Below are 11,794 nucleotides of genomic sequence, written 5' to 3'. Positions count from 1 at the left end.
GAAGAGCCTCTACCGAGGTAGCGGCACCGGATCGGGTTTTACGGCGGGTAGTGCCTTCCCGATTGCGTCGGACATCTCCGTCAATGGCTCCGAACCCGAACCGTCCGGCATCGTCAGCGCGATGTAGACGCCGCGGTCCACGGCGAACCAGGTGGTGGTCGCGATCGCGGCATCGGTGACCCGGAACCACTGCACCCCGTTGACCTGCTCGACCGAGGTGCCGACGGCGAACTCTGCAGGTCGGTCGACTCCGCAGCGTGCGATGACCGAGTCCTTCCCACGGCGCCACGCCGCCGTGGCGGGCGGTGCGGGTTCGACGATCTGCACTCGCGTCCAGTCGCCTGCCATACCGATCGGATATGCCTTGACCATATCCACGCAGAGCGGTGAATTAGCTTGTGGTGCTGGGATGTTGGTAACTGCGATGGGTTTTGTGCCGTCCTGGAATTGCGCGAACTTCAGGACGCCGAAGAGGACTGCCAGGGCCGCGACCGCCCCGAAAATCGCGATGCCGATGAGGAGCTTGCGTGACGGGCCGTCGTCGGATTGCACGGGCCTACACTAACCGAGTGCCAAATCTGGGCGATACCGGCGAGTTCGGCGTGATCAGCCGACTCACTGCGGGTCGTGCGCTGGGTGCCGATATCCAACTCGGTCCGGGTGATGATGCTGCGGTGGTCGGCGCGCCGGACGGTCGGGTCTTGGTCTCGACGGATATGTTGGTGCAGGACAGGCATTTTCGACTCGACTGGTCTTCGCCGTCGGATATCGGGCGAAAGGCGGTGGCGCAGAACGCCGCAGATATCGAGGCGATGGGCGGGCGAGTCACGGCCTTTGTGATCGCGGTGGGCGCACCCGCGGAGACCGCTGTCTCCTTCCTCGAACGGCTCAACCAAGGAGCCTGGGCCGAAGCGGCGCGGGTTCAGGCATCGATCGCAGGTGGAGATCTGGTCGCCTCACGTGACCTGGTGATCTCGGTGACAGTGCTTGGAGACCTGCAGGGCCGCGCACCGGTGACCCGCAGTGGAGCAACAGCGGGGGAGACGGTCGCCGCCTGTGGTGCGCTGGGCACCTCGGCGGCGGGTCTCCGGTTGTGGCAGGAAGGGATTGACGAGTTCCCCGAGCTGCGACAGGTACACCTGGTCCCGTCCCCGCCGTATGGGCAGGGACGGGTCGCTGCGCTGGCCGGAGCCACCGCTATGACCGATATCTCCGACGGGCTGCTGGCCGATATGGGCCATATCGCCGAGGCGAGCGGGGTCCGTATCGACCTGCGGTCGGCCGATCTGAAGCCCTATCTGGTACCGGTCGCCGGTGCCGCGCGACTGCTGGATGCCGATCCGTGGGACTGGGTACTCGTGGGCGGAGAGAACCATGCCTTGGTGGCCACCTTCCCGGGGGCCGTCCCGGCAGGCTGGACCGCCATCGGCGAGGTTTTCTCCGGGAATCCCGGAGAAAACACGGTGACGGTAGACGGTGCGGCATGGACGAAGCCGATGGGATGGGACTCGTTCGCTTAATGTCTTCGCGCACGCGGCTCATCCCCGCCCGACGTCTTCGCGCACGCGGCTCATCCGTGAGCTAAGTTGACTCTTCGTGACCGCCCGACCTCTCGCCGAGCTCATTGATCCCGGCTGGGCCGATGCGCTGGGACCCGTTGCCGATCAGGTGAGCACGATGGGGGAGTTCCTGCGCGACGAGATTTCCGCAGGCCGCGGATACCTGCCCGCTGGGGCAAACGTGCTGCGCGCCTTCACCTATCCGCTGGCCGATGTCCGGGTGCTCATCGTCGGACAAGACCCCTACCCGACACCCGGACATGCCATGGGGCTGAGTTTCTCGGTGGCCGCCGATGTGCGACCGGTGCCGCGCAGTCTGGCCAATATCTTCCAGGAGTATGAGAGCGATCTGGGTCTGCCCAAGCCCGCCAACGGTGATCTCACGCCGTGGTCACAGCAGGGTGTGATGCTGCTGAACAGGGTGCTGACCGTGCAGCCCACCAGCCCGGCATCGCATCGCGGCAAGGGCTGGGAGATCGTGACCGAATGCGCGATCCGGGCGCTCGTCGCGCGGGACACACCGTTGGTGGCGATCCTGTGGGGACGCGACGCATCGACACTTAAGCCGATACTGGGGCCCGGCGTGCCCACCATCGAATCGGTGCATCCGTCGCCGCTGTCAGCCTCGCGCGGATTCTTCGGCTCCAAACCCTTCAGTCGGGCCAACGAACTGCTCGCCGGATTGGGCGCGCAGCCGATTGACTGGCGGCTGCCGTAATGCGTTGGACGACGGGTGCATTGGCCGCCCTCGGGGGTACGACCGCCGCTCTGGTGACCGGTGGGACGGCGTTGCGCACCCCGGCTGTGGTCGACCGACTCAATGCCTGGGCGGGCCGCCGGCTCACCGAGGAGCAGCGCGGGGACCCGTACTCGGCGATCCTGCCCACCCCGATCGCCGGTGACGACTTCTACAGTGATCCGGGCGATCTGAGCCTCATTGAACCGGGCGAGATCATCCGCACCGACCAGGTGTCGCCGCGGCTTCCGCTGCGCAAGGCCACCATGCAACGGATCATGGTGCGTTCCACCGATACGGCGGGTAATGCCGTCCCCGTGACTGCGGCCTTGATCGTGCCAGAGCGTCCGTGGCAAGGCCCGGGTTCGCGTCCGGTGGTGGTACGCAACCAGGCGATCAACTCCCTAGGCCTTAAATTCACACCGTCATATCGGTTGGCGCACTTGTGGTACCGGGACAACCCGCCGATGTTCCCGTTTCTGTCCGCGCAGAACTACGCCGTGCTGTTCCCCGACCATGAGGGGCCCCGGATGTCGTACGCGGCGGGCAAGATGGCAGGCCATGCGGTACTGGATTCGGTGCGCGGAATGCTTTCGGCACGACCCGATCTCGCCGATTCACCGATCGTCATGCATGGATACAGCGGCGGCGCCATCGCCACCGTGTGGGCGGCGCAACTGCAGCCAACCTATGCGCCGGAGCTGCGCATCGCGGCCGCGGCCGCCGGCGGTACCCCCACCGATTACGCCCTGCTGTACGGGAGCATGAACAAAGGTTTGGGGGCGGGGCTTTTCGCCGCCGCGATCATTGGTCAGGCTCGCGAATTCCCGGAATTGGTGCAGATTTTCGGCGACTTTGCGCTCTATTGCGCGATCCGTGCCAAGGATATGCCGCAGCCCCCGCTGGCCGCGGCGGGTCTGCTGCGATTCGACCTCGACCTGCTCTCCGCCATCGAGGCGCCGTTTGAGTCAGAGCTGGGGCGACGCGTCATCGCGGCCAACCGGCCGGGTGAGCTCACACCGACCATGCCGGTGCTGCTGTATCACGGTTCGCGGAGCAAGGCGGTCGGCGACCTGTTCATCCCCGAAGAGGGTGTCTTGGCGCTGCGTGATACCTGGCGTGCCAACGGTGCCGAGGTGGACTACTGGGCGCTGCCCGGTGAGCACATCACCGCGGATATGGTGGCGATCCCCTGGGTGGTGAACTGGATTCGGAAACGGCTCAGCTAGCTCAGGGCCAGACGGGCTTGCGCTTGCCGACGAAGGCGTCAACACCCTCGATACCGGTCGGACTGACCGAGGCCTCGGCGATGCTGGTCTGCTCCAGATCCAGCTGCGCGTCGAGAGTGTTGTTCGCACTGAGGCGCAGCAGGCGACGGATGCGGTTCTGGGCCTCACGAGGACCGGCCGCGAGTTTCTCGGCGATGGCCACCGCGGTGGTTGACACTTCGTCATCGGACACCACGCGGCTCAGCAGTCCAATGGACAGGGCCTCGGGGGCTTCGACGACGCGATCGGTGAGCAGCAGCTCGGCGGCACGGGCCGTGCCGATCCTCCGGGGCAGCGCCCAGGACATACCGCCATCGGAGGAGTACCCGATCCCGGGGTAGGCGGCTCGCAGCTTGGTCGACTCGCCGCCGATCGCGATATCGGCCAGCAGCACCAGGCTCAGTCCGCCGCCGGCGGCCCAACCATGCACCGAGGCCACCACCGGGCGATCTGCGGCGTCCACGGCGCGAACAAACTCGTGCAAACGACCGGCGAGCTCATGGAGCTTGGCCCGGCGATCTTCGGCGGACGCGAACTCGCGCACATTACCGCCGGCGCAGAAGTTGGCGCCGCTGCTGGTCAGCAGGATTGCGCCGATGTCGGCGGGCAGGTCACGCAGCACTGAAACCGCGGCGTCGACACCGGCAAAATCAAGCGAGGTACCGGCCGCCGCAGTAGCGATGGTGATGTGCAGAACGCCGTTATGAACGGCGATGTAGTCAGAAGACTCCAAAGACACAGTGGTCACGGCCTTGGCTATACGCCGCGGACGACCTTGCCGGCCTTAATGCAGGAGGTGCAGGCATTGACGCGCTGCTTGTTGCCACCGGGGGAGGTGACGGCGTGAACCGTCTGGATGTTCGGATTCCAGCGACGGTTGGTACGCCGATGCGAGTGCGAAACCGACTTGCCAAAGCCGGGGCCCTTACCGCACACGTCGCAGACGGCAGCCATAGTGAAACTCCTCAAGCTCGCGATTCTGGCCAACGACCTGTTCAGGGTGGCCCACAACCCTGCAAGAATAGCCTGACCGGCCGGTGAACACCAAAATGTGTCGTGTCAGCTCCCATAGATAGGCTTTTCACATGCAGCTCTCGGTTCTGGACAGCGCCGCGCTGCTCGAATGGGCGCGCGCCTCCGTCGAGGGGCTGATCGCTCGTAGCGACGAGATCAACCGGCTCAATGTGTTCCCAGTAGCCGATGCCGATACCGGCACCAACATGCTGTTCACCATGCGATCGGCGGTCAACGCCGCCGAGGCGCTAGGAGAAGGCGCCACGGTCGCACAGGTCGCCGCCGCACTGGCTCGAGGCGCGGTCCATGGTGCTCGCGGGAACTCCGGGGTCATCCTGTCTCAGATCGTGCGCGGGGTCGCCGACGCCGCAGCCGACCACGACACCATCGGAGCCGAGGTGGTGCGTCGCGCATTGCGACAGGCATCACAATTCGTCATCGCTTCGATGAGCACACCCGTCGAGGGCACCATCGTGTCGGTGCTAGCCGCTGCCGCCGAGGCAGCTGACCGAGCCGCCGACGAGCTCGCCAACCTCATCATCACCGCCGCGGATGCCGCGGTGGCCGCCCTGGAGAGGACGCCCAAACAACTCGATGTGCTCGCCGACAACGGGGTGGTCGATGCCGGCGCGCGCGGCCTCGTCGTAATCCTCGACGCCCTGGTGCTGGTGGTGGCAGGGGAGCTGCCTGCTCGTCGTGAGTACACCCCATCACCGCCCAAGATCGCGCCCTCCCAGGTTTGGGTGGCCGGACCCGGGCGCGGTCCGGGTGGCTTGAACCTCGACCCGCCGGGTGAACTCCCCCCGGAGTTCGAGGTGATGTATCTGCTCGGCGGGTGTGACGAGCTGCAGATCGCCGATCTGCGAACCCAGCTCGACGAGATGGGCGACTCCATCGCCATTGCCGGCGACGGCGAGATGGGGCACTCGGTGCACGCCCACGTCAACGACGCCGGAGCCGCTATCGAGGCGGGTATGAAATTCGGTGTTCCGCAGTCGATTCAGATTTCCTCCCTGCGCGGAGCCGCTGGCGGTCATCACGACGGACGACACCGGCACCGCCGGGTGCTGGCTCTGGCGGAGGGCGATGGCGCGGCGGCACTCTTCTCCAGCGAGGGTGCGCAGGTGTTACGGGTCGATGAACCCCCTGCGAGCGCAAAGCGTCTCCTCGATGCGGTGGTCGACAGTGGTGCGCACCAGATCATGGTGTTGCCCAACGGATTGATGCCACCTGAGGAGCTGGTGGCGGTCTGCGCGGCGGCACGCGGGTGGGGGATCACGGTGATCCCGCTGCCCTCGGCGTCGATGGCGCAGGGGCTGGCAGCGTTGGCCGTGCACGATCCGGAGCGGATGGCCGTCGACGACAGCTACACCATGGCGCGTGCTGCGGGCGCAACCCGGTTCGGGTTGGTCCGCGTGGCGACCGAACGTGCCCTCACCTGGTCCGGAACCTGCGAGCCGGGAGATGCGATGGGCATCATCGGCGACGAGGTGTTAGTTCTGAATCACGACGTCACCAATGCTACTAAGGCTTTGGTGAGCATCATGTTGTCCTCGGGCGGAGAGCTGGTGACGGTCCTGCTGTCCGACAATGCCAACGAGTCTCTCGCCGATGCACTGATCGAGCACACCCGATCGCACCACGGGGGTGTCGAGGTGATGATCTATCGCACGGGGCAGCACACCGACGTCGTTCATATCGGTGTGGAATAACAGATGGTGACATTATCCGATCGCCTGGATCATGTGTTGGGGCACAAGGCATCCGACGTCCTTGACGCTGAATTCGGTCTGCTGACCGTTGAAGACCTACTGCATCATTACCCACGCCGGTACAGCACCGACTTCAGTCTGCGCGACGAGCAGGACGGTGAGCGCGCCAAACCCGGTGAGCACACCACCCTGGTGGGGTTCATCACCTCGGCGGAGCTGAAGAGCATGAAGAACCGTAAGGGTCAGTTCCTATCGGTCATGCTGGGGAGCGCCCCGCATGCGGTGCAGGCCACCTTCTTCCATCCGCACAAGGTGAAACGCGATCTGGAGGTGGGCAATCGGGTGATGCTCTCGGGTGCGGTCGGAGAATTCCGAGGTAAACCCCAGTTGACGCACCCCGACTATTTGGTGTTGGAAACCGCGCTCGGAGAGAGCACCACAACGCGCGGTAGTACCGCGCTGCGCGGCATCGCCGGAACGGCGCGCGACGCATCCACGGCCATCTCCGCATTCGAGCGCAATGTGTTTCCGATCTACCCGGCAACCAAGAACTTAGAAAGCTGGGACATCTACCGTTGCATCGATCAGGTGCTGGCTCAGCTGGATCCGGTACCCGAGGCGTTGCCGGAAGCCGTGCTGGTAGAGCACAGCCTGATGTCTCTCGACGAAGCGCTGCGCAAGATCCACATGTCGGAGGACGACACCGAGCAAAAGCAGGCGCGCAGACGCCTGGCGTTCGATGAGGCGCTGGGTCTGCAACTGGCATTGGCCGTGCGGCGCGGCAGCGATATCGGGTCAGCGGGTCCGCCGATGCCGCTCAGCGAAGGACTGCTGCGCGAGGATCTGTTGCGCCAGTTGCCCTTCGAACTGACCGAGGGGCAGCAGCAGGTTGTTGCCGAAATCGGTGCCGACCTAGTCGGGGTCAAGCCGATGAATCGGCTGCTACAAGGTGAGGTGGGCTCCGGTAAGACCGTCGTCGCGCTGCTCGCGATGATGCAGGCCATCGACGCGGGATATCAGTGCGCCCTGCTGGCGCCCACCGAGGTGTTGGCAGTTCAACATGCTCGGTCGCTGCGCGCGATGCTCGGATCATTGGCCACGGCGGGCGAATTGGGCGCTCCGGACGACGCGACCAGCATCGCGCTGCTCACCGGATCGATGTCGCCTGCGGTGAAGAAACAGATCAAGGCCGACGTGGCAACCGGGCTCGCGGGCATCGTCATTGGCACCCATGCGCTGCTGCAGGATTCGGTGGACTTTCACAAGTTGGGTTTGGTGGTCGTCGACGAGCAGCACCGCTTCGGTGTTGAGCAGCGAGATCGGTTGCGGGCCAAGGCGCCGGAAGGCATCGTGCCACACCTGCTGGTGATGACGGCCACTCCGATCCCGCGCACGGTGGCGCTCACGGAGTTCGGCGACCTGGAGACCTCGACGCTGCGGGAGCTGCCGCGTGGACGCCAACCCATCACCACCACCGCGGTGTTCACCCGCGAAAAACCGGGCTGGCTCGCTCGCGGCTGGGAGCGAATCGCCGAGGAGGTGGCCGCAGGCAGGCAGGCCTACGTGGTGGCCTCGCGCATCGATGCCGACGACAAAGATGCTGGACCCGATGATTCGGAGGAGAAGCGCCCGCCGCCGGTTCCCGTCACCGAGTTGTACGAGACCATTCGCGGCTCGCTGCTACCGGGTCTGCGCGTCGGGCTGCTGCACGGCCGGTTGCCGTCGGAGCAGAAGGACGCCGTCATGACGGCGTTCGGCGCGGGCGAGATCGATGTCTTGGTGTGTACCACCGTGATCGAGGTCGGTGTGGACGTCCCGAATGCGACGGTGATGCTGATCATGGATGCGGACCGGTTCGGAATCAGCCAGCTGCACCAGCTGCGCGGCCGTGTGGGTCGTGGCGGCAACAAGGGCCTATGCCTATTGGTAAGTCCCTGCAGCCCGGCGGGTTCGACGGGACGGCGGTTGCGGTCGGTGCAGGACACCCTGGATGGGTTCACCCTGGCCGAGCTGGACCTGGAGGAGAGGCGCGAGGGCGACGTCCTGGGCCGCGATCAGTCCGGTCGTGCGGTGAACCTGCGGCTGCTCTCGCTCTTGGATCACCGCGACATGATCGAGACCGCCCGGGACATGGCGGTGCGTGCGTGTGCCGAGGACCCGGTGTTGACGAGGCACCCGGCGCTGGCGGGTATGGCGCAGCGCTTCCTGATCGCCGATCAGATCGAGTATCTGGATAAGTCGTGAGGAATCGCGCCCTTCTCATCGTCGCCATCGCTGCGGCGATCGCGGTGGTGGTGGCGTACCAGGTGTCGACTCGCTATCGGCTCCAACGTGCTAATGCCATTGCTGCGCAATCGAATATCCCGACTCTTGCGCAGGGCGATGACCCCCTGGCCGGGATAACCGTGGTGGCCAAGCGGCTGCGGGGCAAGGACTATGAACGTGCGCAGTTCGGTGACGCCTGGTCCGATGACACCGACGCCCCGGGCGGGCGCAACGGTTGCGATACCCGCAACGACATCCTGAATCGCGACCTGGCCGACAAGAGCTACGTGTACACCCGGAGGTGCCCCAACGCGGTGCGCACCGGCACACTTCGCGATCCGTACACGGGAGTGCAGGTGGCTTTTACCCGTGGTCCGAAAAGTGGTGAAGCCATTCAGATCGACCATATCGTCCCGCTGGCGTACGCCTGGGATATGGGCGCACGGGACTGGGAACCGTCGTTGCGATGGCGCTTTGCCAATGATCCCGCCAATCTCATCGCGGTGCAGGGGCAGGCCAACCAGGACAAGGGGGACCAGGGGCCGTCGGGCTGGATGCCATCCAACCGTGCATTCTGGTGCCAATACTCCATGCAATTCGCGGAAGTGCTTCGCGGATACCACCTTTCAATCGACGAGCGGTCGGCGAACACTGTCAGAGAGGCTGCGCAGACCTGTCCACCACGGTGACCCCCGGCGCGCTTACGATGGCTCCGGCAGGCACTGTAGTACGAAGAACGGATGTCTTTCCGGGTCCGGTGTTCTCCGGTGATATGGGTACAGCCCGAGTCTGATTGCGCGCCTTTGGGCAAGGCGGCGACGCTGGGCCACTACCGCTCGGATGGATCTAACTGTGCGGGTGGCGATATCACTATCAGTCAGCGTGTGGTCGCTGAGGAGCGCAATCTCGGCGGGCGACCAATGTTTGAATTTGGTCATTCCGTTTTGCGCGTTAGATTTCTGGCCCGCCTGCTGGCCGCGTACTCACGGCTGTAGAGCGATTCCCTGTCATAAAGGCCCAACTTGCGTCCCACGATCGGGAGGGTGCGCGTGAGCCAGGCGACGAACCGTGTGGTGCCGTCGGCGAAAGGCAGCATCTGCACGAGAGCGGCCAAGAAGTCTTGATCGGTGTCGATCCGGGCGATCTTCCATTTCTCGTTCTCCTTGCGGAGGATGTAGCGGTCGACGCCGCAGCCGCGAACGGGCTTGCGCGGCCAGGGTATTGCACTGTTCCAGAAGAATCTGGTGGCGCCTGAGTAGGGGAAGGCCGCCCGTATCTGGTCGTTGAAGAAGTCGTAGTACGGGAGGTGGGTGTCTGTTCCGTCCCACGGGTAGAAGCCGAGTTCGCGCGTGAATATGTAGCCGAGCCGCGCGAAGTCGCCGGTGTAGTCGCGCCCGTGAAACTCCAGCTGTCCAGTATTAGACATGGTCCATACCAGGTCTTCTGTCCAGCATTCCTCGAGTGCTTCCGGAGAGTCGTCGTTCCAGGCTGCGAACCACTTACGCCAGAACTCCGCGATCCCTTCCAGCGGGAAGCCGGCCTCGACGTACATGTCTTCCTGTTCCTTGCAACGTCGCAAGAAGGGCTCGATAAGTGCTTCGGATTCGGCGACTGGCGCGTGTACCCGGCCAGGAGGAGCCTTTACACTCCAATCCGGCTGGTGCGCATTCTGATTCCTTATCTCCGTGTTCGTCACGTGGTTCCTTTCTTGTGATGGCTTGTGTGAGGGGCGTTTCAAACTCTGGTGATCGTGGCGGGCACGCCGCCCTTGACCAACGTCGACAAGCTGAAGAATTGCCGGGGTTGCCATCCTGGTCGCAGGTGCAGGCGATACCGCTGGAAGATGGTCGCCAACAAATACTGCGCCATCATGTAGGCCATACCGGTGCCCATGCAGTGGTGCGGTCCGGCGCCAAAGGCCTGGAATGCCAGACGTGGACGTGCATTGACGCGGTCCTGATCGAAGAACTGCATCGGGTCGTACACTTCGGCGTTCTCGCCCCACCACCGCGGGTCGCGGTGGACCACGTACAACGAGCTCGCGACCAGGGTGTATTTGGGGATGGGGTATCCGCCGAGCTCGGTGTCCTGCATCGCATATCTTGGGTTGATGGGCGCGCCTTGCAGCCGCTGCCCCTCGTCGAAACATGCCCGTGCCCAAGGCAGCTTGGGTAGATCGTCGGGGGTTGGCATGTCGCCATTCAGCATTGCGATCTCGTCGTAGAGACGCTCCAGATGTTCCGGATGCTGTAGGAGCAGTGCCAGCGTCCACGACATCGACGCGACGATCGTCTCGTAGCCGCCGCCGATTGCCGACATGATCTCCGAGTACACATCGACTTCAGTGAGCGGGTTACCGGGGTCGTTACGTGCGCCGAGCAGGATGTTGAGCAGGTCCGCATCGTTGGTTGGATTCGCGCGTCGTTCTTGGACCATCCCACGGATGGTTCGCATGAGGTGAACCCCCGAGACCGTGAGATTCTCCTTGCCGGGCAACGGGAAGACATTCGGCGGGGTCGCCAGAAAGAGTCCCGACGCGATAGCGCGCATCACGGACCGCGTCGCTGTATCGGCATGCATAACTTCGTCATCGGACAGTTTCGTCGAGAACATCGCGTACATAAATGCCGGCAGCACGATCTTCGGCAGCTCTGCTTGCAGGTTCACCTCCTGGCCGGTGCCAGCGACCGTCAGCCATCGGTCGATCCGATCGGTGAACACCTCGACGAACTTGTCCGACACCACCGCGAGGTGCTTCTTGCCGAACATCGGCATGAGCTTTTTGCGTCTGTCTCGAAGGGCCTGCCCTTCGAGGGCCTGCACCGGGCAGCCCACACTCGTAACTGCCTTTTGCATTCGCCTGCCTTGGATGGGCGCAGACATGCTGTATTTGAGCTCGGTGTCCTCCATGAACTCACTCACGAGATCCGGGTGATTGGCCAGGACCAGTGGATATATCGGCAGCGGCACCCGATAAATGTCTCCGTATCTGCGATGGCAGTCCTGCAGGAACTTGTACGGGTTACGTGCCATAGGAATCGCCGAGCCTATGAAGGGCAATCCAATTGGGCCCGGTGGAATCGGCCGGTCGCGGCCCCAGCCCGTCAGGAGGCTGAACGAGGCGCGCAACGGCTTACGGGTGGGCCAGAACGGATCATCTTTCAGAGACGCGATTACCGCGCGACGGCCGACACTCCACCGAGGTGGCGTGTCCGCGGGAAGCTGACCGTGTGCCGGGCA

The 11,794-nt window shown here is 64.3% G+C and carries 11 protein-coding genes; 6 read left to right on the top strand and 5 right to left on the bottom strand.

The window, feature by feature from the left end; all coding sequences use genetic code 11:
• Positions 1-9: 9 nt before the first annotated feature.
• On the bottom strand, positions 10-552 hold the full coding sequence (locus tag MLB1_RS02730) for a DUF3515 domain-containing protein (protein ID WP_180748185.1): 543 nt from the start codon (positions 550-552) through the stop codon (positions 10-12).
• A gap of 17 nt (positions 553-569) precedes the next feature.
• Between MLB1_RS02730 and MLB1_RS02725 the strand changes: the two genes are divergently transcribed.
• The 3 genes from MLB1_RS02725 to MLB1_RS02715 all read left to right on the top strand — a co-directional run bounded on the left by MLB1_RS02725 (position 570) and on the right by MLB1_RS02715 (position 3,524).
• Positions 570-1,520 carry a thiamine-phosphate kinase gene (locus MLB1_RS02725; RefSeq protein ID WP_180748184.1) on the top strand — a complete coding sequence of 317 codons (951 nt, stop codon included), beginning with the start codon at positions 570-572 and terminating at the stop codon, positions 1,518-1,520.
• Between the two features lie 76 nt (positions 1,521-1,596).
• Positions 1,597-2,277 carry a uracil-DNA glycosylase gene (locus MLB1_RS02720; RefSeq protein WP_180748183.1) on the top strand — a complete coding sequence of 227 codons (681 nt, stop codon included), beginning with the start codon at positions 1,597-1,599 and terminating at the stop codon, positions 2,275-2,277.
• Positions 2,277-3,524, top strand: a complete 1,248-nt coding sequence (locus MLB1_RS02715; RefSeq protein WP_180748182.1) for a lipase family protein — start codon at positions 2,277-2,279, stop codon at positions 3,522-3,524. The genes MLB1_RS02720 and MLB1_RS02715 overlap by 1 nt, the downstream gene beginning before the upstream one ends.
• Position 3,525: 1 nt before the next feature.
• Here MLB1_RS02715 and MLB1_RS02710 read toward each other — a convergent pair whose 3' ends face one another.
• A complete protein-coding gene (locus MLB1_RS02710; protein WP_358145955.1) occupies positions 3,526-4,302 on the bottom strand; it encodes an enoyl-CoA hydratase-related protein in 777 nt (258 codons plus the stop codon).
• Between the two features lie 17 nt (positions 4,303-4,319).
• Entirely contained in the window at positions 4,320-4,517 is a 198-nt protein-coding gene (gene rpmB, locus MLB1_RS02705; RefSeq protein ID WP_079610124.1) for a 50S ribosomal protein L28, read from the bottom strand.
• 131 nt (positions 4,518-4,648) lie between these two features.
• Here rpmB and MLB1_RS02700 point away from each other — a divergent pair, with 131 nt between their 5' ends.
• Genes MLB1_RS02700 through MLB1_RS02690 form a run of 3 tightly spaced genes read left to right on the top strand, consistent with a single transcriptional unit; the run spans position 4,649 to position 9,243 of the window.
• Positions 4,649-6,289 (top strand): DAK2 domain-containing protein, encoded by a 1,641-nt coding sequence (locus MLB1_RS02700; RefSeq protein ID WP_180748181.1) that lies wholly within the window; start codon positions 4,649-4,651, stop codon positions 6,287-6,289.
• Between the two features lie 3 nt (positions 6,290-6,292).
• Positions 6,293-8,533: an ATP-dependent DNA helicase RecG gene (recG, locus tag MLB1_RS02695; RefSeq protein ID WP_180748180.1), complete on the top strand. Its 2,241-nt coding sequence runs from the start codon at positions 6,293-6,295 to the stop codon at positions 8,531-8,533.
• Positions 8,530-9,243 (top strand): HNH endonuclease family protein, encoded by a 714-nt coding sequence (locus tag MLB1_RS02690; RefSeq protein WP_180748179.1) that lies wholly within the window; start codon positions 8,530-8,532, stop codon positions 9,241-9,243. The genes recG and MLB1_RS02690 overlap by 4 nt, the downstream gene beginning before the upstream one ends.
• A 245-nt stretch (positions 9,244-9,488) precedes the next feature.
• Here the strand turns inward: MLB1_RS02690 and MLB1_RS02685 are convergent, their stop codons facing one another.
• The gene (locus MLB1_RS02685; RefSeq protein ID WP_180748178.1) at positions 9,489-10,250 is read right to left on the bottom strand and encodes a nuclear transport factor 2 family protein; all 762 of its coding nucleotides are present in this window, start codon (positions 10,248-10,250) and stop codon (positions 9,489-9,491) included.
• A 38-nt stretch (positions 10,251-10,288) separates the two neighbouring features.
• Positions 10,289-11,620, bottom strand: a complete 1,332-nt coding sequence (locus MLB1_RS02680; RefSeq protein ID WP_371750587.1) for a cytochrome P450 — start codon at positions 11,618-11,620, stop codon at positions 10,289-10,291.
• Between the last annotated feature and the right edge of the window lie 174 nt (positions 11,621-11,794).

This window comes from Mycobacteroides sp. LB1 (assembly GCF_013449725.1).
GTDB lineage: Bacteria > Actinomycetota > Actinomycetes > Mycobacteriales > Mycobacteriaceae > Mycobacterium.
Note: the sequence above shows the minus strand (reverse complement) of the source record. Positions and strands in the feature narration are given on the sequence as shown.

Coding starts and splice junctions, on each gene's coding strand:
- MLB1_RS02700 (WP_180748181.1), top strand. CDS start 4,649: ATGCAGCTCTCGGTTCTGGACAGCGCCGCGCTGCTCGAATGGGCGCGC.
- rpmB (WP_079610124.1), bottom strand. CDS start 4,517: ATGGCTGCCGTCTGCGACGTGTGCGGTAAGGGCCCCGGCTTTGGCAAG.
- MLB1_RS02715 (WP_180748182.1), top strand. CDS start 2,277: ATGCGTTGGACGACGGGTGCATTGGCCGCCCTCGGGGGTACGACCGCC.
- recG (WP_180748180.1), top strand. CDS start 6,293: ATGGTGACATTATCCGATCGCCTGGATCATGTGTTGGGGCACAAGGCA.